The sequence below is a fragment of the uncultured Microbulbifer sp. genome (genome assembly GCF_947498635.1).
Taxonomy (GTDB): Bacteria; Pseudomonadota; Gammaproteobacteria; order Pseudomonadales; family Cellvibrionaceae; genus Microbulbifer; species Microbulbifer echini.
On record NZ_CANMKV010000013.1, the window covers coordinates 48,788 to 67,568 of the forward strand.

General features: G+C 56.9%; 16 protein-coding genes. 10 read left to right on the plus strand and 6 right to left on the minus strand.

All coding sequences use genetic code 11. The features are described from left to right. Window positions 1-8: 8 nt before the first annotated feature. Entirely contained in the window at window positions 9-2,834 is a 2,826-nt protein-coding gene (gene uvrA, locus Q1A69_RS08885) for an excinuclease ABC subunit UvrA (protein WP_299584178.1), read from the minus strand. Window positions 2,835-2,994: 160 nt separating this feature from the next. On the opposite strand from uvrA, the gene Q1A69_RS08890 reads away from it, so the two are divergent. The 4 genes from Q1A69_RS08890 (at window position 2,995) to Q1A69_RS08905 (ending at window position 7,291) form a co-directional block, all read left to right on the plus strand. Beyond that, window positions 2,995-4,401 (plus strand): mannose-1-phosphate guanylyltransferase/mannose-6-phosphate isomerase, encoded by a 1,407-nt coding sequence (locus Q1A69_RS08890; protein ID WP_299584180.1) that lies wholly within the window; start codon window positions 2,995-2,997, stop codon window positions 4,399-4,401. A gap of 93 nt (window positions 4,402-4,494) precedes the next feature. After that, window positions 4,495-5,676 (plus strand): MFS transporter, encoded by a 1,182-nt coding sequence (locus Q1A69_RS08895; RefSeq protein WP_299584183.1) that lies wholly within the window; start codon window positions 4,495-4,497, stop codon window positions 5,674-5,676. A gap of 158 nt (window positions 5,677-5,834) precedes the next feature. Beyond that, window positions 5,835-6,425, plus strand: coding sequence for a single-stranded DNA-binding protein (gene ssb / locus Q1A69_RS08900; RefSeq protein ID WP_299584186.1), 591 nt, complete (start codon window positions 5,835-5,837; stop codon window positions 6,423-6,425). A 14-nt stretch (window positions 6,426-6,439) separates the two neighbouring features. Further along, complete coding sequence (locus Q1A69_RS08905; protein WP_299584190.1) at window positions 6,440-7,291, plus strand: sugar nucleotide-binding protein; 852 nt, start codon at window positions 6,440-6,442, stop codon at window positions 7,289-7,291. A gap of 69 nt (window positions 7,292-7,360) precedes the next feature. On the opposite strand, the gene fabB is transcribed toward Q1A69_RS08905, so the two are convergent. Next, window positions 7,361-8,584: a beta-ketoacyl-ACP synthase I gene (gene fabB, locus Q1A69_RS08910; protein WP_299584193.1), complete on the minus strand. Its 1,224-nt coding sequence runs from the start codon at window positions 8,582-8,584 to the stop codon at window positions 7,361-7,363. Between the two features lie 66 nt (window positions 8,585-8,650). Then, a complete protein-coding gene (gene fabA / locus Q1A69_RS08915) occupies window positions 8,651-9,175 on the minus strand; it encodes a 3-hydroxyacyl-[acyl-carrier-protein] dehydratase FabA (protein ID WP_299584196.1) in 525 nt (174 codons plus the stop codon). A 275-nt stretch (window positions 9,176-9,450) separates the two neighbouring features. Here fabA and galU point away from each other — a divergent pair, with 275 nt between their 5' ends. Both galU and Q1A69_RS08925 read left to right on the plus strand, forming a co-directional pair. Then, entirely contained in the window at window positions 9,451-10,299 is an 849-nt protein-coding gene (gene galU, locus Q1A69_RS08920; RefSeq protein ID WP_299584199.1) for a UTP--glucose-1-phosphate uridylyltransferase GalU, read from the plus strand. Then, window positions 10,300-11,649, plus strand: coding sequence for a phosphomannomutase (locus Q1A69_RS08925; RefSeq protein WP_299584202.1), 1,350 nt, complete (start codon window positions 10,300-10,302; stop codon window positions 11,647-11,649). Window positions 11,650-11,771: 122 nt separating this feature from the next. On the opposite strand, the gene ispB is transcribed toward Q1A69_RS08925, so the two are convergent. Further along, window positions 11,772-12,734, minus strand: a complete 963-nt coding sequence (gene ispB / locus Q1A69_RS08930) for an octaprenyl diphosphate synthase (RefSeq protein WP_299584205.1) — start codon at window positions 12,732-12,734, stop codon at window positions 11,772-11,774. Between the two features lie 246 nt (window positions 12,735-12,980). Between ispB and rplU the strand changes: the two genes are divergently transcribed. The 4 genes from rplU to proB all read left to right on the plus strand — a co-directional run bounded on the left by rplU (window position 12,981) and on the right by proB (window position 16,226). Next, entirely contained in the window at window positions 12,981-13,292 is a 312-nt protein-coding gene (gene rplU, locus Q1A69_RS08935; RefSeq protein WP_299584208.1) for a 50S ribosomal protein L21, read from the plus strand. Window positions 13,293-13,309: 17 nt separating this feature from the next. Further along, entirely contained in the window at window positions 13,310-13,567 is a 258-nt protein-coding gene (gene rpmA / locus Q1A69_RS08940) for a 50S ribosomal protein L27 (protein ID WP_073277572.1), read from the plus strand. Between the two features lie 192 nt (window positions 13,568-13,759). Further along, window positions 13,760-14,965 carry an Obg family GTPase CgtA gene (cgtA, locus tag Q1A69_RS08945; protein WP_299584211.1) on the plus strand — a complete coding sequence of 402 codons (1,206 nt, stop codon included), beginning with the start codon at window positions 13,760-13,762 and terminating at the stop codon, window positions 14,963-14,965. A gap of 124 nt (window positions 14,966-15,089) precedes the next feature. Beyond that, window positions 15,090-16,226: a glutamate 5-kinase gene (proB, locus tag Q1A69_RS08950; protein WP_299584214.1), complete on the plus strand. Its 1,137-nt coding sequence runs from the start codon at window positions 15,090-15,092 to the stop codon at window positions 16,224-16,226. Window positions 16,227-16,301: 75 nt separating this feature from the next. Here proB and rpsT read toward each other — a convergent pair whose 3' ends face one another. Continuing rightward, window positions 16,302-16,568 (minus strand): 30S ribosomal protein S20, encoded by a 267-nt coding sequence (gene rpsT, locus Q1A69_RS08955; RefSeq protein ID WP_020411431.1) that lies wholly within the window; start codon window positions 16,566-16,568, stop codon window positions 16,302-16,304. Window positions 16,569-16,711: 143 nt separating this feature from the next. Next, the gene (locus tag Q1A69_RS08960) at window positions 16,712-18,745 is read right to left on the minus strand and encodes an ATP-binding protein (RefSeq protein ID WP_299584216.1); all 2,034 of its coding nucleotides are present in this window, start codon (window positions 18,743-18,745) and stop codon (window positions 16,712-16,714) included. Window positions 18,746-18,781: the final 36 nt, after the last annotated feature.

Here is an 18,781-nt window from a genome sequence, read left to right on the forward strand (position 1 = left end):
TTGTTCAACTAATTAAGCATCGCTTTTAAAAAGCGCCCGGTATGGGATACATCCATATCTGAGACGTCCTCAGGTGTACCCGCTGCAATAATTTGCCCGCCACCAGAACCGCCTTCAGGACCTAGGTCCACGATCCAGTCTGCGGTTTTTATCACGTCTAAATTGTGCTCGATAACAACAATCGTATTCCCGTGATCGCGCAGGCGGTGCAGAACGTCCAGTAATAATTGAATATCGGCAAAGTGCAAGCCGGTTGTGGGTTCGTCGAGGATATATAAGGTTTGCCCGGTATCGCGTTTGGATAGCTCACGGGAGAGTTTCACCCGTTGTGCTTCGCCGCCCGAGAGAGTAGTGGCCGCTTGGCCCAGTTTGATATACGAGAGTCCCACATCTATTAATGTTTGCAGTTTCTTGGCAATCGTGGGGACTGGATCGAAAAATTCCCTGGCATCTTCGACTGTCATATCCAGTACTTCATGGATATTCTTGCCTTTGTAGTGCACCTCTAAGGTCTCGCGGTTATAACGCTTTCCATGGCAGGTATCACAGGGCACATAGATATCCGGTAGGAAGTGCATTTCAACCTTGATCACGCCGTCGCCCTGGCAGGCTTCACAGCGGCCGCCCTTGACGTTAAAGCTGAAACGCCCCGGTTTATAGCCGCGGGAGCGGGCTTCCTGGGTGCCGGCAAAGAGGTCGCGAATTGGCGTAAAAATACCGGTGTAAGTGGCAGGGTTGGATCGGGGCGTGCGCCCGATAGGGCTCTGGTCTATATCTACACATTTATCAAAGTGCTCCATTCCATGCACAGCTTCGTAGGGTGAGGCCTTTAGGGTGGTGGCTTTGTTCAGTGCTGTAGCTGCAAGTGGGTAGAGTGTGGTGTTGATGAGGGTGGACTTGCCGGAGCCGGAAACGCCAGTTACACAGGTGAAGAGACCAACTGGAATTTCCAAGTCTACGTTTTGCAAGTTATTGCCACTGGCCCCTTCGAGTCGCAGCATATAGTCGGGGTTGGCAATATAGCGCTCTTCCGGTATGGCAATTTTCTTTTTGCCAGAGAGGTACTGGCCGGTGAGGGATTTTTTGCACTTGACGATTTTATCCGCGGTACCTGCGGCGACAACTTCACCGCCGTGTACCCCGGCACCGGGGCCGATATCGACAATATAATCGGCGCTGCGAATGGCGTCTTCGTCATGTTCCACCACGATTACAGTGTTGCCGATATCACGCAAGTGGGTGAGGGTATTCAGTAGGCGCTCATTATCACGTTGGTGCAGGCCAATAGAAGGTTCATCGAGGATATACATGACCCCCACTAGGCCAGCGCCGATCTGACTGGCTAGGCGGATACGCTGTGCCTCCCCCCCGGAAAGCGTTTCGGCGCTGCGATTTAGGGTCAGGTAGTTGAGGCCCACATCCACCAGAAAGCGGAAGCGGTCACGCAGCTCCTTAAGAATTTTATCGGCGATTTCTTTCTGCGCGCCTTTAAAGGTCAGTTCGTGATCGAAATAATTGAAGGCGTCGCCCACCGGCAGCTCGGTGATTTGTGCGAGGGTGCGGTTATCCACAAATACATGGCGGGCTTCGCGGCGCAGGCGAGTGCCTTGGCATTCGGGGCACTTTTGTGAGCTCAGGTATTTGGCCAGCTCTTCGCGCACAGATTGGGACTCGGTATCCCGGTAGCGGCGTTGGAAGTTGGGGATAATGCCTTCGAAAGTATGTTGTCGCACAGTGACATCGCCGCGGTCGTTGACGTAACTGAAGTCAATTTCTTCATCGCCGCTGCCTTCCAGGATCACTTTGCGGTGTCCTTTGCGCAGCTTTTTCCACGGCTTGTCGAGGTCGAACCCGTAGTGTTCGGCGAGGGAGTCAAGCATATGGTAGTAGTAGATATTGCGACGATCCCAACCGCGAATGGCGCCCTCAGAGATACTGCTCTCCGGGTCGAGAATCACCTTGTCCTCATCGAAGAACTGCTTTACCCCCAGTCCGTCACAGCTGGGGCAGGCACCAGCGGGATTGTTGAAAGAGAATAGGCGCGGTTCCAGCTCGTCCAGCGAATAGTCACAGACCGGGCAGGCGTGGCGGGCGGAGAAGAGTCGCTCTTCCTGATCGCCATCCATAAAGCTGATAGCGGCGATACCGTCCGTGAGATTCAGGGCAGTTTCGAAGGACTCTGCCAAGCGGAGCTGTAAGTCCTCGCGCACTTTGAAGCGATCAACGACCACCTCCACAGAGTGTTTGCGGCGTTTGTCCAGCTTGGGGGTGTCGTCCAGATCGCAGATAACCCCATCAATACGTGCACGCACAAAGCCATCGCGACGCAGTTGTTCGAACACATGCTGGTGTTCACCTTTGCGGTCTCGAACCACCGGTGCCAGCAGCATCAGTTTGGAGCCCTCCGGTAGGGCCAGTACCTGATCCACCATCTGGCTTACGGTCTGGGCTTGCAGCGGCTCATCGTGCTCTGGACAACGGGGCTCGCCGACGCGGGCGAACAGCAGTCTGAGGTAGTCGTATATCTCGGTAATAGTGCCCACTGTGGAGCGTGGATTGTGAGAGGTGGATTTCTGTTCGATAGAGATCGCCGGCGACAGCCCCTCTACGGTATCCACATCCGGCTTTTCCATCATCGACAGAAACTGGCGGGCATAGGTGGAGAGGGATTCCACATAGCGGCGTTGGCCCTCGGCATAGAGGGTATCAAAGGCCAGGGAAGATTTTCCGGAACCAGACAGTCCGGTAATCACGATCAACTTGTCGCGCGGGATGTCTAGATCGATATTTTTCAAGTTGTGGGTGCGGGCACCCCTTACATAAATCGTGTCCACGCTCTACCTATATTGCTGTTAATACTGGGCCGGGTCTCGGACTTGCTCCGCGCGGGGCGATCACAACTGCGGTGCCGGAAAAACAGGCAAGTATAAACTCGCGACCCAATGTGCCAAAATCGCCTACCGCAAAAAACCAACCGATGAACAGATAATACCGATGATTCCTGTAATTCTTTGCGGTGGCACAGGTTCGCGCCTGTGGCCACTGTCCCGTGAAGCCTACCCAAAGCAGTTTTTGCCGCTGACTGGTGATGAAACTATGCTGCAAGCCACCGCAAGGCGGCTAGAGGGAGTGACACAGCTACAGGCTCCGATTTTAGTGTGCAATGAGGAGCATCGCTTTGCCGCCGCGGAGCAGCTGCGCGAAATCGGTCACGGGGCTCAATCCATCCTGCTGGAACCCTGCGCGCGCAATACGGCACCGGCTATCGCTCTGGCTGCTCTGGCGGCACTGGAATCTGGTGAAGATCCACTTTTGCTGGTGCTGCCGGCCGATCATACGGTGGCAGATGTTGCGGCTTTTCAGCAGGCGGTAAAGCCTGCTCGAACTTTGGCGGAGCAGGGGCATTTGGTGACCTTCGGTATTGTGCCGACGCGGGCCGAGATCGGCTACGGCTATATTCGCCGTGGTGAGGCGCTATCCGCTGATGCCTGGAAAGTAGCGGAGTTTGTTGAGAAGCCGGATGCCAACACTGCGGAGTCCTATCTGGCTCGCGGTGAGTATTCCTGGAATAGCGGCATGTTTCTGTTCCGAGCTTCCCGCTATCTGGAAGAGTTGGGGCAACATCGCGAAGATATTCTCAGTGCCTGCCGAAATGCCTATGAGCGATCGGCGCGGGACCTGGATTTTACCCGGGTGGATAAAACGGCTTTTGCCGCCTGTGCGGATGAGTCGGTGGATTATGCCGTAATGGAACCTACGGAGTCGGCCGCAGTGGTCTCTATGGATGCGGGCTGGAGCGATGTGGGCTCCTGGTTGGGGCTCTGGGAGCTGGCCGAGCGGGATGCCGATAACAACCTGCTACAGGGGGATGTGCTGCTGGAAGACAGTAATGACTGCCTGGTGCGCGCGGAGAGTCGCTTGGTCAGCTTGTTGGGGGTGCGGGATCTGGTGGTGGTGGACACCGACGATGCCCTGCTGATCGCCGATAAGCAGCGGGTGCAGGAGGTAAAGAAACTGGTGGGTAGTCTCAAACGCTCCGGCCGCACCGAGGCCCAGAGGCACCGCAAGGTGTACAGGCCCTGGGGTTACTACGATTCTATTGACGCCGGGCCGCGCTTTCAGGTCAAGCGTATCGTGGTCAAGCCGGGGCAGCAGCTTTCACTGCAGATGCATCATCATCGCGCCGAGCACTGGATAGTGGTGAGTGGCACCGCAAGGGTCACTCGTGGTGATGAGGAGCTTCTGCTTACAGAAAATCAGTCCACGTATATCCCCCTGGGTGTGACGCACCGCTTGGAGAACCCGGGGACTATCCCGCTGGAGTTTATCGAGGTGCAGTCTGGGAGTTATCTGGGGGAAGACGATATCGTTCGCTTTGATGACGACTATGGCCGCGGCTAGGCGCCGTCGGCGAAAGTTGTGCAGCTTCTGCTACAGCCCGGCGCTCACTCACTGTACAATGCGCGCCCAATTTGACGCTGTTCCGGGAGCTGCATGAATTCCATCGAGCGCCGAGCCCTGGGTGGCCTGGCTTCCCTTTATGTCTTTCGTATGCTCGGCCTGTTTATGGTGCTGCCGGTGCTCACGGTTTATGGTGAGGATTATCGCGACAGCACACCGATGCTGCTGGGGCTGGCGATGGGTGCCTACGGTCTGAGTCAGGCCCTGTTACAAATCCCACTTGGACTTTTGTCCGATCGCTGGGGACGCAAACCTGTTATCTATACCGGTCTGGCACTATTTGCTCTCGGCAGTATCGTCGCTGCGCAGACCGATTCTGTGTACGGCCTGATTGTCGGGCGAATTCTGCAGGGGTGTGGCGCGATTGCTGCGGCAGTGATGGCTCTGGTGGCAGACCTTACTCGGGATGAGAAGCGCGGCATCGCTATGGCGGTGATCGGGGCTTCCATCGGCGTGGCCTTTATGCTGGCGGTCATACTGGGCCCGGCACTTGCGGGTATCGGCGGTCTGCCAGCGATCTTCTGGCTGACGGCGGCGCTGGCTCTGCTGGGTATGCTATTAGTTTGGCGGGTGGTACCGACCCCTCAGGTGGCAAAGCGCCCGGCGGTATTTAGGGGAGGTTTCCGCAAGGTGCTCCGCAGCGGCCTTACCTGGCGCTTGGTTACCGGGGCCTTCTTTTCCCACTTGTTGTTAACGGCGTTGTTTGTGGCCTTGCCACTGGTGCTGATTAATCGTTTGGACTGGCCGGCGGATGAACATTGGAAGCTGTATGGCCCACTGATGCTGGGTACTTTTATCGTAATGTTGCCACTGATGCGCATGGCAGAGCGTGCGGGTAGGGTATCGCTCGCTTTGAATCTCGCGTGCGTAGCCCTGGTAGCGGGCAGTGCAGCGTTGCTGCCGGTGAATGGATCTGTAGCAGTAGTGCTGCTGCTAGGTGTTTTCTTCACAGGCTTTAATTTACTGGAAGCACTGTTGCCCGCACAGCTGACTCGCAAGGCGCCAGAGGATGCGCGCGGTGTGGCCTCGGGTTTGTACGCCACTTTGCAGTTTTTTGGCACCTTTGTCGGCGGCAGCCTGGCTGGATACCTGTATGGAATCGGTGGCGCTAGCGCGGTGGCGGGGCTCGGTTTTGCGGTGCTGATGATTTGGATGTTGCTCTGGTGGGTCCTGCGTGAACGCGCACCGGGCGCTCGAGAGGGTAGTGCTTACTAACAGCCGATGTCTGTTGTATGCTGCTGTACAAAAATACACCGGTCGCTGCTATGGCGGCCGCGCATTCGCACATTTTGGGTGCGAGTAAAACTATATCGTAATTAACTTTTGAATGATTATTGCTCCGGGGAGACCCGGGTCGAGGAGAGGAGAGGGCCATGGCCAGGGGTATCAACAAAGTAATTCTAATTGGCAATCTGGGTAATGATCCGGAAACCAAATATATGCCTAGTGGCGGTGCGGTAACCAATGTCAGTCTGGCCACCAGTGAGAGCTGGAAAGACAAGCAGACCGGCCAGCAGCAGGAACGTACCGAATGGCACCGTGTAGTGTTTTTCAATCGCCTGGCCGAGATTGCCGGTGAATACTTGCGCAAGGGCTCTAAAGTCTACATTGAGGGCTCGTTGCGAACACGTAAATGGCAAGACAAAACCTCTGGCCAGGACCGCTTCACGACGGAAATCGTAGCCAGTGAGATGCAGATGCTCGACGGTCGCGGTGAACAGGGCGCTGGATTTGGCCAGGGTATGGGCGGGGCTGCAATGGGCGCCGCTGGTATGGGTGGTCAGATGGGGCAGTCTGGAGGTCAGGGCGGTTACGAGCAGCAGGGCGGTTTCCAACAAGGTGGATATCCACAGGGGGGCCAGGGGCGTCAGGCACCGAATCCCCCGCAGCAACCAGCCCAGCAGCCGAATCAGGCCTCTGCCGGTGGTTTCGATAACAGCTTTGACGACGATATTCCGTTCTAAAACAGGCGAGTCCTGTGTCAGATCTACATACCGGGTATAAGCCCGATCGGGTTGCGCTCATTCGCGCCGGAAATGAGATTGACGGCGCACTGCAGAAACGTCTGCAGCGCGCCGGTTTTCGCATGCAACAATTTGGCCCAAATGAGCTCGACCAGCTGCGTTCGGCCTCTATCGTTATCAATGCTTCGGCCTGTGCCGATGATCAGGGGATGCCGGAGTCTCTACAGGTAGCCAAGTTGCTGGCTGAGGGAAGTTACCAGCAGATTATTCACCTCTCCTCCTATGCCGTCTTTGCCGGCGGCGAACCGAGAAGATATGACGAAGATGAGGTGGCGGCACCGGAGACACGCAGTGGCCGGCAGTGGTTGGCCTGCGAGGAGGCCCTGGCTGGCTTTGAAAACCTGACTGTTTTGCGTTTTGGTTGGATGGTGGATAGCAACCGCGACGCCCTGCTGGGGCGGGTGTTACGCGGCTTCGTGGCGGGCGAGCCGGTCGCTCTGGACGGGCTCAATAAAGGCAACCCGGTTACCGCCCTGGACATGGCGCGTGTCACTGTGGCGGTGGCGCAGCAGTTGGCCAGCGGTGCTGGGGGACGGGGAGTTTATCACTACGGTAGCTCGGACAGCTGCACCGCCGTGGAATTTGCTCTGGAAGTCGTGGAGCGAGCGCAATCTTTGTACGATGAAGGCCGGTTTGCACAGTTTAGCGCTCTAGAGACTGGGCCGGATCAGCGGGACCGCGGGGTAGTATTAGCCTGTGGCAAGTTGCGTGATGTTTTTGGTATCCAGCAGCATAGCTGGCGCCAGGGGCTTACCCGTCAAGTCGAGCTCTGGCTGGAACGTCTGGATGCGGAGAGGCAGGAATAGTCTTCTTTGTACCTAAATAAAAAGGGCGCCAGATTGGCGCCCTTTTTATTTGTATCACACCTGCGTGTTTTAAATCTTGTCAAATATCAGGCAGGCATTGGTTCCACCGAATCCAAAGCTGTTGGACATGGCGCGTTTAATTTCGCACTCACGGAGCTCCGTAACCAGGTCCATTCCCTCGGCCGCTGGATCGCGGTTATCCACATTGGCAGAGGCGGCAATAAAGTTATTTTGTAGCATCAGTAGGCTGTAGATGGCCTCCTGTACACCGGCGGCTCCCAGGGAGTGCCCAGTTAGGGATTTGGTGGAGGCAAATGCAGGCACCTTGCCGGCAAAGACCTCGCGCATAGCTTTCAGTTCGGCGATATCGCCAACCGGGGTCGAGGTGCCGTGGGTATTGATATAGTCCACGCCGCCCTGGAGTCCCTTGCCATCCATGCCCGCCAGGGCCTGTTGCATACAGCGTACCGCGCCCTCTCCGCTGGGGGCGACCATATCGTATCCATCGGATGTTGCGCCGTAACCGGTAAGCTCGGCGTAGATGGTTGCCCCACGGGCTAGGGCGTGATCCATCTCCTCCAGCACCAGGCAGCCACCGCCACCGGCGATGACAAACCCATCGCGATCGGCATCGTAAGGGCGTGAGGCCTTGCTGGGCTCATCATTGTATTTACTGGAAAGTGCGCCCATCGCATCAAATAGGTGGGTCAGGCTCCAGGCCAGTTCTTCACCGCCGCCGGCAAAGATGACATCCTGTTTACCCATCTGGATTAACTCGGCCCCATGGCCGATACAGTGGGCACTAGTGGCACAGGCGGAAGAAATACTGTAGTTCACGCCTTTGATTTTAAAGGGGGTGGCGAGGCAGGCGGAAACCGTGCTGTTCATCACCTGCGGGACCCGATAGGCGCCGACGCGGCGAACACCTTTTTCTTTGAGGGTATGCGCGGCATCAATAATTTGTTGGGTCGAGGTGCCGCCGGACCCCATCACAATGCCGGTGCGGGGATTGGAGATATCGCTCTCCTCCATACCGGACATTTCGATCGCTTCGCGCATGGCGATATAGGCGTAGGCGGCGGCGTCGCCCATAAAGCGCAGTTGCTTGCGATCGATATGTTCTTTGAAGTCGATATCCACCGGGCCTGCGATCTGGCTGCGTAGGCCTAGCTCCCTGTACTCTTCCTGAAAGCGGATGCCACTGTGACCTGTTCTCAAGGAATCGGTGACGGCTTTTGTGTTGGTTCCGATACAGGATGTGATACCCATTCCGGTAATGACTACCCGACGCATAGTGATCTCCAGCATGACTTGTTGGCAGAGGCCTTTTTGGTTTCTACCAGTATTGGTTTCATAAGGTTAGAAATTATCGGTACGGGTAAACAAGCCTACGCGAAGTTCCTTAGCGGTGTAAATTTCGCGCCCGTCCACAGATACTGTGCCGTCGCCGATCCCCATGACGAGTCTGCGCTCGACAACACGGCTCAGCTGGATGTGGTAGGTCACTTTTTTACTGGTGGGCAGTATTTGACCGGTAAATTTTACCTCGCCACAGCCGAGCGCGCGGCCGTGGCCGGGGTTACCCTTCCAGGCCAGAAAGTAGCCTAGCAGCTGCCACATGGCATCGAGCCCCAGGCAGCCGGGCATTACCGGGTCGCCGGGAAAGTGGCAATCGAAAAACCAGAGGTCGGGCTGGATATCCAGTTCTGCGATCACCTCTCCCTTATCAAAAGCGCCACCCTCTTTCGAGATATGGGTGATGCGATCCAGCATCAGCATATTGGGGGCGGGTAGTTGGGCATTACCCGGACCAAACATCTCACCAGTGGAGCAGGTCAGTAGCTCCTCTCTGTTGTAGCTACTTTTTTGAACAAAATTACTCATCTTTTCCCCGGTTTTGGGTGGTTACGCAACTCATGTTGAGCGTTTTTGTAAGAGCGGGCATTCTAAGGGCTGTGTGTCGCTTGTCCAGTCAGGCAAAATTATTTTTGTGACTGTCGTAGTAATTACCTTCACAACATCTTATATGATCAATTGTGTCGAGCGCTGACACTCTGGACGAATTTGACGTCATCCTTTGTAAGTGAGCCTCTTTTTTAGCTATGTTAGATTCCCGCCGAGCGCGGGGGAGCGCTTGTTTCGAAATTATGGGGGGCGTAATGCTCAAGAAATGTTTATTCCCGGTTGCTGGATACGGCACCCGTTTCCTGCCAGCGACTAAGGCGATGCCGAAAGAAATGTTGCCGTTGGTGAACAAACCGCTGGTGCAATATGGCGTGGAAGAGGCCATTGAGGCGGGCCTGAGCGAAATAGGCTTCGTTACCGGCCGCGGCAAGCGTGCCATCGAGGATCACTTCGACACCAACTACGAGCTCGAACACCAGATTGCCGGGACCGGCAAAGAGCGTTATCTGGATTCCGTTCGGCAAGTGATCGACAGCGCCAGTTTTTCCTATACCCGCCAGGGTGAGATGCGCGGCCTGGGCGATGCCATATTGCAGGGGCGCCGTCTGGTGGGGGATGAGCCATTTGCTGTGGTGTTGGCGGACGACCTGTGCCTGAATGAAGACCTGGGTGTGCTTGGGCAGATGGTGCAGCTGTACAAGCAGTTTCGCTGTAGCATTGTTGCCGTTGAAGAGGTGCCCATGGATCAAATCCACAAATTTGGGGTGATTGCTGGCAATGAAATCAAACCGGGCCTCTATCAAGTAACTGACATGGTGGAAAAACCGGCTGCGGAAGATGCGCCGAGCAACAAGGCGATTATTGGTCGTTACATTCTTACCCCGGATATCTTTGATCTTATTCGCGATACTCCACCGGGAAAAAACGGGGAAGTGCAAATTACCGATGCGTTGCTGACTCAGGCGCGGCAGGGCTGTGTCCTGGCCTATGCCTTTAAAGGACGACGCTTCGATTGTGGATCGGTGGAGGGGTTTATTGAGGCCACCAACCACGTCTATGAAAATGTGTATCTGCCAGAACAGGCGGCCCAGGAGAAAAAATAAGTGTCAGAACTGACCTGCTTTAAAGCCTATGATCTACGGGGCCGTGTGCCCGATGAGCTGAATACCGATGTGGCTTATCGGGTGGGGCGCGCCTTCGCGCAATTCCTGGGAGCGCAGCGTGTGGTGGTTGGCCATGATATTCGCCTGACTAGCGGTGAGCTGACGGATGCCCTCGTGAACGGCTTGCGCGATGCGGGTGCAGATGTATTTCATATTGGTGAATGCGGCACTGAAGAGGTGTACTTTGCCAATTTCCATGGGGATTTTGATGGCGGTATCTGTGTGACTGCCAGCCACAACCCAATGGATTACAACGGCATGAAATTCGTTCGCGCCGGTAGTAGCCCGATTAGCGGTGATACCGGCCTGCTAGATATTAAACGTCTGGCGGAAGAGAACCGCTTTGCTCCAGTAGCAGAGCGCGGTAGCTTGCAGCGCTACGAGCACAGAGCTGCTTTTGTTCAGCATCTGCTTGGCTACATCAATAACAAATCCTTAAAGCCCTTAAAGCTGGTAGTGAATGCGGGCAATGGCGGTGCCGGTGCCCTTGTCGATGTCCTTGCCCCCCATCTGCCGTTTGAATTCGTGCGGGTGCATCACGAGCCTGATGGTAATTTCCCCAACGGAATTCCCAATCCACTCCTGCCGGAAAACCGCACCCCAACGACAGAGGCGGTACGGGAGAGTGGCGCCGATTTTGGTATTGCCTGGGATGGCGATTTCGATCGCTGCTTCTTTTTCGATGAAAATGGCGATTTTATCGAAGGCTACTATGTTGTCGGCCTGCTTGCTGAGGCCTTCCTGCTGAAGAATCCAGGCGCCAAGGTGGTCCACGACCCGCGGCTGCTGTGGAATACAGAGGATATTGTGCGTGCGGCGGGGGGCGAGCCGGTGCAAAGTAAGACCGGTCATGCCTTCATTAAGGAGCGTATGCGCAAAGAGGACGCCATTTACGGTGGCGAAATGAGTGCGCATCACTACTTCCGTGATTTTGCCTACTGCGATAGCGGTATGATCCCCTGGTTATTGGTTGCCGAATTAGTTAGCCGCAGCGGGAAGCCCTTGTCTCAGCTGGTGGGAGAGCGTATGGCCGCTTTTCCTTGTTCAGGCGAAATCAACTCCAAAGTACAGGATGCGGCGGCGCTGTTGAAAGCCGCGGAAGAAAAATATGCTGGGGATGCGCTGAGCGTCGAGCATGTGGATGGCTTGAGTGTGGCCTATGCAGACTGGCGCTTTAATTTACGTATGTCCAATACTGAGCCCGTAGTACGCCTCAATGTGGAGTCCCGCGGGGACGAAGCCTTGATGCGCGAGAAGACGGAAGAGTTGTTAGGGCTAATCCGCTCATAAGCCACGGCCGGTCTCACAGCAGCTTTTGAGCGGTCGATGCCTCGAAATAAAAAGCCCCGCCTGGCGGGGCCTTTTATTGAGGATTTGGCTCAGTTTAAACCTGTGGCGTCGACCGGGATCAATTAGACACTTCTCTCGATAGCAAAGCTGGCCAGCTGTTGTAAGGCTGTTTTCTGCTCGCCTTCAGGCAGAAACTGCAACTGGGCCTTGGCCTCATCCACAGCCGTCCGGGCGCGTTCCATGGTGTAATCCAGTGCTCCGCAAGCCTCAATGGCCTCGACAATTTCCGCCAGTTTTTCGGCGTTGCGTTGTTCGATCGCTTCTCTCACCAGGGTCGCCTGGGCATTACTACCATTGGCCATGGTATAGATCAGGGGTAGGGTAGGTTTGCCCTCCGCCAGGTCATCACCGACGTTCTTGCCCAGTTCTTCCGAGTTGCCGCGGTAATCCAAGGCATCATCTACCAACTGGAATGCCAGCCCCAGATGGCGGCCATAGAGTTTCAATGCGGTTTGTTCCTTCTCGCAGCAGTCGGCTAAAACGGCGGCGGTTTCGCAGGCGGCCTCAAACAGGGCACCGGTCTTTTTGTGGATAACGGTGAAGTAGTTATCCTCGCTTACCGCAGGGTCGCCGGCATTGACGAGCTGTTGCACCTCGCCCTCGGCAATCGTATTGGTGGTATCGGACAGCAGTGCCATGATCCGCATATCCTGTAGGGCAACCATCATCTGGAAGGCGCGGGAATAGAGGAAATCCCCGACCAGTACGCTGGGTGCATTGCCCCATTTGGCATTGGCGGTGAGGCGGCCGCGGCGCATATCGGATGTATCCACCACGTCATCGTGAAGCAAAGTGGCCGTGTGGATAAACTCAATGATGGTGGCCAGATCTAGGTGTTGATCGCCCTGGTAACCGCAGGCGCGGGCGCACAGTAGCACCAGTAGTGGGCGCAGGCGCTTGCCCCCAGCTTCAACCAGGTAGTGGCCTATATTTTCCACCAGGGGCACGTCCGAGTGCAGTTGGTCGAGAATACGCTGGTTGACCGCGGCAAAATCTTCGGCGGCGACCCGGTGAAAAGGCAGCATGTGAGAGTTCCTTATACGACTAGACAGGCGCCCCCCGAGGGGTCGGGCGGCGGAGGGCTGCTATTGTATCAACCCGGCGAATTGATTAGAATCTGCGCCCCGTCGATTGCGGGCTCCGTGGCTTTACAGTCAGCGGCGCCACCGGCGAATAGATGTTTAACAACACGGCGCAAGCTCCCAAAATGCGGAATGGTGACTAAATAGTCCGGCCGCTGCTTCGTGTCGTCCATACCGGAGCATAGAAATATGTACGCTGTTTTTGAGAGCGGTGGCAAGCAACACCGTGTAGAAGAGGGCGAAGTACTTCGCCTGGAAAAGCTGGAAGTAGCTACTGGCGAAACCATCGATTTCGATAAAGTGCTGATGGTCGTTGATGGCGACAAAATTAACATCGGCGCTCCCGTTGTAGACGGCGCTAAAATATCTGCTGAAGTGGTTAGCCACGGCCGCGGCGAGAAGGTGAGAATCATCAAGTTCCGTCGTCGTAAGCACTCCATGAAGCGCCAGGGCCACCGTCAGTGGTACACCGAAGTTAAAATCACTGGCATCAAGGCATAAGAGAGGAGTAACGACTCATGGCACATAAGAAAGCTGGCGGTAGTACGCGAAATGGTCGCGATTCCGAGAGTAAACGCCTGGGCGTTAAGCGCTTTGGCGGCCAGTCTGTAGCAGCAGGCAACATCATCGTTCGTCAGCGTGGCACTAAGTTCCACGCCGGTGTTAACGTTGGTATGGGCAAAGATCACACCCTGTTCGCCACGGCGGACGGCGTTGTGAAGTTCGAAGTGAAGGGCCCCAACAACCGCAAGTTCGTTTCTATCGAAACTGCTTAAGCGGTCATTAGCCCAAGCTTCATAAAAAGCCCCGCTATTGCGGGGCTTTTTTGTTGGAAAAGTCGCGGTTTTATGGCGGCGTGGAGTTGGGGTGACAGGTGCCTGCGAGGGGCGGCTTGTCGGCTGGTATGATGATAAGGGTACGCGAGTTTGCGTACCGGTTGAGACAACCGCTGTGGCGGTGGAGTAATTATGAAGTTTGTCGATGAGGCGCCCATCTCTGTGCAGGCAGGTAAGGGCGGTAACGGCTGCCTGAGCTTTCGCCGGGAAAAGTTTGTTGAGAGGGGCGGCCCAGATGGTGGCGATGGCGGCGATGGCGGTTCTGTTTACTTGGAAGCCGATGATGCCCTGAATACCCTGGTGGATTACCGCTACCAGCCCCGCTATGCAGCCGAGAGTGGTCAGGCTGGACGCGGGCGAAATTGTACTGGGGCAAAAGGGGAGGACCTGGTGTTGAAAGTGCCGGTGGGCACGACGGTAATCGATGCAGATACCGGTGAGTCTATCGGTGATATGACGGAGGCTGGAGAGCGCCTGCTAGTGGCTCAGGGTGGTTTCCACGGGCTGGGTAATACCCGCTTTAAATCCAGTACCAATCGGGCTCCGCGTCAGACTACCCATGGCACTGAGGGAGATCTGCGCAACCTGAAGCTGGAGCTGAAGGTGCTTGCGGATGTCGGTATGCTGGGGTTGCCCAATGCGGGTAAATCCACCTTTATACGAGCGGTATCCGCGGCCAAGCCTAAGGTGGCCAACTACCCCTTCACAACTCTGGTGCCCAATCTGGGAGTGGTGCAGGTGCAGAGGCATCGCAGTTTTGTGGTCGCTGATATTCCTGGGTTGATTGAGGGGGCTGCCGAGGGCGCCGGCTTAGGTATTCGTTTTCTCAAGCACTTGACCCGTTGTCGAGTTCTTTTGCACCTGGTAGATCTGGCGCCTTTCGATGGCTCAGACCCGGTGGAAAATGCCCGCGCCATCGAGCGCGAACTGGCTACCTTTAGCGATACTCTGGCCGGGCGTGAGCGCTGGTTGGTGCTGAACAAAACTGACCTGGTGCCCGCTGCAGAGCTGGAAGAGCGCTGCCGGTCTGTTGTGGATGCGCTGGGCTGGAAGGGGCCGGTATTTCGCGTGGCGGCGATTCGCGGCGAGGGCACCGATGTACTCAGTGGCCGCTTGATGGATTACCTGGAAGAGCGCCAGCAGCGGGAAGCACGGGACCCCGAGCTCGCCGAGGCGGAGCTGGAGGCGCAGCGCCAGATGCAGCGTGAGGCCCGCGAGCGGATTGAGGGATTGCGCGAAAGTCATCGAGCCAAGCGCAAGGCCGCTAAAGGACTTGTGGATGATGATGAAGATTGGGACGATGACGACCACGATGTCGATATCGAGTACCGTTCCTGAGTCACTTCCCTGCCGGCGGCATACCTGTGCCGCCGCGCTGAATTTTAGTCGGCTCCCAGGGCTTTATCGGCAATAAATAATGATTTGACCAGGTCCCAAGGGGCCAATGTCCAGGGGGGGGAGTATGGGCTCCATATCGGTGTCCCGCGAAGGGCTTGCGAAAGGTCGGCGCTGGGTAGTTAAGATTGGCAGTGCTTTGCTCACTGATAATGGTCGCGGTGTTAACGGTGCGGCCATATCTGGCTGGGTCGAACAGATTGCCGAACTGCGCCAGCGTGGCATAGAGGTGGTATTGGTTTCCTCTGGCGCTGTCGCTGCGGGTATGGATCGTCTGGGGTGGAGTCGCAGACCGGAGTCTATTCACCAGCTGCAGGCCGCCGCCGCTGTGGGGCAGAGCCACCTGGTGCAGGTCTATGAGCAGGCCTTCGGTCGATTTGATATTCGCAGTGCGCAGATCCTACTTGACCACGACGATCTCTCCAATCGAACTCGCTATCTCAATGCGCGCAGTACATTGCGGACCCTGCTCTCCCTGGGTGCCATACCGATCGTTAACGAAAACGATACGGTTGTCACTGATGAGATTCGCTTTGGGGATAACGACACCCTGGCAGCATTGGTGGCCAATCTTGTGGGGGCGGACGCTCTACTTATTTTGACCGATGCCGATGGGCTCTTTAGTGAGGACCCCCGCGATAACCCCGATGCGGAGCTGATCTCCGAAGCTTCCGCTTTGGACCCTAAATTACTGGAGGTGGCGGGGGATTCCCGTAGTGGGCTCGGGCGGGGCGGTATGATCACCAAAGTACGCGCAGCGCAACTGGCGGCGCGCTCCGGAGCCTGTACCCTGATTGCCGGTGGCGCTAGGGAGAGGGTAATAACGCGAGTGTGGCGGGGGGAGCCTCTTGGCACTTTGCTGCTACCCGAGGCGGACCCTCTCGCAGCACGCAAGCGCTGGTTAGCTGGGCAGTTGCAGGTGCGCGGTAGCCTTATTCTTGACGATGGCGCGGAGCTGGCTCTGCGTGATGGAGGTAAAAGTCTGTTATCGGTAGGGGTGAGGGCGGTGGATGGGCGTTTTCGCCGGGGAGACTTAGTTTCTTGTCGCAATGGCGCGGGGCGGGAGATCGCCCGTGGTCTGGTGAACTATGACAGTAGTGAAAGCGCAAGGATTCTCGGTCAGTCATCGGAGCGCTTTATTGATTTGCTTGGTTACCGCGATGATGATGAGTTGATCCACCGGGATAACCTCATCTTGCTCTAGAGTTCATGTCCATATCGCAGACACAAAAAAAGCCCCGCATGGCGGGGCTTTTTTTGTGTCTGCTTGCCTAAGAGATTAGGCGGCCAGAGCTTTAACCTGAGCGTTCAGGCGGCTCTTATGACGAGCGGCTTTATTCTTGTGAATAATGCCTTTGTCTGCCATGCGGTCGATAACGGGTACCGCTTCTGCGTATGCAGTTTTTGCTTTTTCAGCATCGCCTGCATCGATGGCCGCAACTACCTTCTTGATGTAGGTGCGCACCATGGAGCGCAGACTGGCGTTATGCATGCGGCGCTTGTCGTTCTGGCGCGCGCGTTTCTTCGCTTGAGGTGAGTTGGCCACCGGTTGCTCCTGTCTGGAATCTGTAAATCTGTAACTAACAGGCCCTGGGGCCCGATCGGGACGCGACATTATCCGCACAGCTGGTTGTTTGTCAACCATCTGCGGGGATGCCCAGTGCTTTGGGCCTCAAACCGAGTGGGCGGTTACTGGTTTGGTAGCTGCAAAGTGAACTCTACACCGCTGTTATCTGCGCGGTTGCAGGCCTTCAGGCGACCCCTGTGGAAATCCGCGATCAGCTTGGCGATATGTAGGCCCAGGCCAAGGTGTCCGGCGTTATCGCCGTCCTTGCGTACAGAAACGAGCGAGTCGAACAGTTTGTGGGCGTAGTTGCTCGGCAGAAGCGGGCCCTCGTTACTCACGCTGATCAGGTAGTCACCGCCCTCGATACGGGCTGTAAGGCGAATTTCGCTGTCCTCCGGGGCGAAGCTGCAGGCGTTGTCTACCAGTTTATCTAAAAGTTGTGCCAGTAGTTCCGGAGCCCCGAGGCAGGGGAGCTCGCCGTCGGGCTTGTCCAATCGGAAGCGGTGGTGGGGGTGTGCATCGCTGTAGCACTGCACCATGACATCGAGGAGGTCGGCGAGGTCAAAGGATTCGCGCTCGGCCTGGTGAATACTGGCTTCGAGATTGCTGGCTGCGGCGAGGCTATTAAGAATTCCGGACAGGCGTGCACCGCCGTCCATGGCGCGCTCCGTATAACGGCGGGTGGCTTCATCCAGCTCACCGGCAGAGAGGTTGTCTAGGGAGGAGCGCATCACCGCGAGAGGGGTCCGCAGTTCGTGGGACAACTTGCTGGCGAGGGTGCGCAGGTACTGGTGGTACTGATCCAGCTCCCCCAGCAGGCTGGCAAAGGCGCGGTTGAGGGCGCCCAGCTCATCTGCGGCGGTGGATTGGGGAAAGTTACCGCGCAGTTTGCCGCTGCTGTCTACGGCATTGCGTGCGGCGCGATGCAGTTTGCGAATGCGCCACGATAGCCAGCTGGCATAGCCGAGCAAGAGCAGCAGCGCAGTTGCCGCTGCCGCGCAGCTGATTAGCCACAACCGATGTGCGGCGCCTTCAGTGACCGATTGCATAGCTTCTGCGGATTGAAGAACCAGCACCCGGCCCAGCAGCGGCCTTTCGATAACTTCGTCGGCGCGTGTGATTACCGGCACACTGACCGCGCCGATACGGGACAGGAGTGGCCCGCTAAACCACTGCCCTGCGCGATCGCGGCCAATATCACTGGTGAGGGGTAGCGCATTTTTGGGTAATTCTGTTAATGCCTCCCTAGAGAGAAGTTTACGGTAGACCCAGCTGCGCAGCCACGGTCGGGGCTCGTCTTCGGCCGGGGGCATTATCTGCGGTTGACCAGTGCTGGCGAGCAGGAAGCCCTCGCTGTCCACGACCACCAGGCGCAGGCCGGGTTGGGCGAAATGGTCGAGTTCCGCTTGGAGGTCCTTTAGGGGGGCTACCAGGCGCCCAGGCTGTCCATCGGCCGGGAGAGTGCCGGCACTGTGTACTGGTGGGGTGCCTGCGCTGCTGGTGCGGTCCTGGACGCGAATGGAAAGGGCACCGTTGGTCAGTGCGTAGGGGAGGGCGAGTTCCAGCTGATAGCCCTCGTGGGAGGTGGTCCAGCGCCCTCGCAGGCGCAGTTCGCGCTGGTAACGCCCTTCACGGGGGTTGTGCCACAGCGCGTCGGCGGGCCCCTGGCTCGCCACTGGCAGCAGGTAATTGCGTCCGCTGGTAAAGATTTCAACCGTATCGCCACCCGCGAGCAGTTTAGTGCGAGGGTCCCGGTAGGCGGGCGTCTTATCGCGCACGGTTAGCAGCAGATATACCTGGTCTGTAAACTGGCCGAGTGTGACCTGGGCCTGGGGCGTGAGTTGCTCATTGAGAAGTTCCCGGGGTTTCAACGCCCATGGGCGCCAATCATCCCCGTAGCCATCCACCACCGGGGAGTGGGGGAGAGGGTTTAGGTACAGCTGGCTTCCCGGTGGGCGAGAGTGGCGCATAGGGTCTGGGGCGATCAGCTGGGGCGCGCTGGCGAGGCGTGCGGCAATAGCGGCTGCGGTGGCTTCCAATGCTTGCAGTTGTCCCTGGGCAAGCGCTGCATCTACCTGGCGCAGGTATTGGCAACCGGCCCAGGGCAGGGCCAGAGCGACAAGGCTCACCAGCAGAAGTTGGCGGCGAAGTTTCATGAAGGTGTTCTCAAAATACGGTAAGACAACCGCAGT

Bases quoted from the DNA above. Each gene is read 5' to 3' on its own strand.
- Q1A69_RS08890 (WP_299584180.1), top strand. From the start codon at position 2,995: ATGATTCCTGTAATTCTTTGCGGTGGCACAGGTTCGCGCCTGTGGCCA.
- Q1A69_RS08895 (WP_299584183.1), top strand. From the start codon at position 4,495: ATGAATTCCATCGAGCGCCGAGCCCTGGGTGGCCTGGCTTCCCTTTAT.
- ssb (WP_299584186.1), top strand. From the start codon at position 5,835: ATGGCCAGGGGTATCAACAAAGTAATTCTAATTGGCAATCTGGGTAAT.
- fabB (WP_299584193.1), bottom strand. From the start codon at position 8,584: ATGCGTCGGGTAGTCATTACCGGAATGGGTATCACATCCTGTATCGGA.
- fabA (WP_299584196.1), bottom strand. From the start codon at position 9,175: ATGAGTAATTTTGTTCAAAAAAGTAGCTACAACAGAGAGGAGCTACTG.
- galU (WP_299584199.1), top strand. From the start codon at position 9,451: ATGCTCAAGAAATGTTTATTCCCGGTTGCTGGATACGGCACCCGTTTC.
- ispB (WP_299584205.1), bottom strand. From the start codon at position 12,734: ATGCTGCCTTTTCACCGGGTCGCCGCCGAAGATTTTGCCGCGGTCAAC.
- rplU (WP_299584208.1), top strand. From the start codon at position 12,981: ATGTACGCTGTTTTTGAGAGCGGTGGCAAGCAACACCGTGTAGAAGAG.
- rpmA (WP_073277572.1), top strand. From the start codon at position 13,310: ATGGCACATAAGAAAGCTGGCGGTAGTACGCGAAATGGTCGCGATTCC.
- cgtA (WP_299584211.1), top strand. From the start codon at position 13,760: ATGAAGTTTGTCGATGAGGCGCCCATCTCTGTGCAGGCAGGTAAGGGC.
- proB (WP_299584214.1), top strand. From the start codon at position 15,090: ATGGGCTCCATATCGGTGTCCCGCGAAGGGCTTGCGAAAGGTCGGCGC.
- Q1A69_RS08960 (WP_299584216.1), bottom strand. From the start codon at position 18,745: ATGAAACTTCGCCGCCAACTTCTGCTGGTGAGCCTTGTCGCTCTGGCC.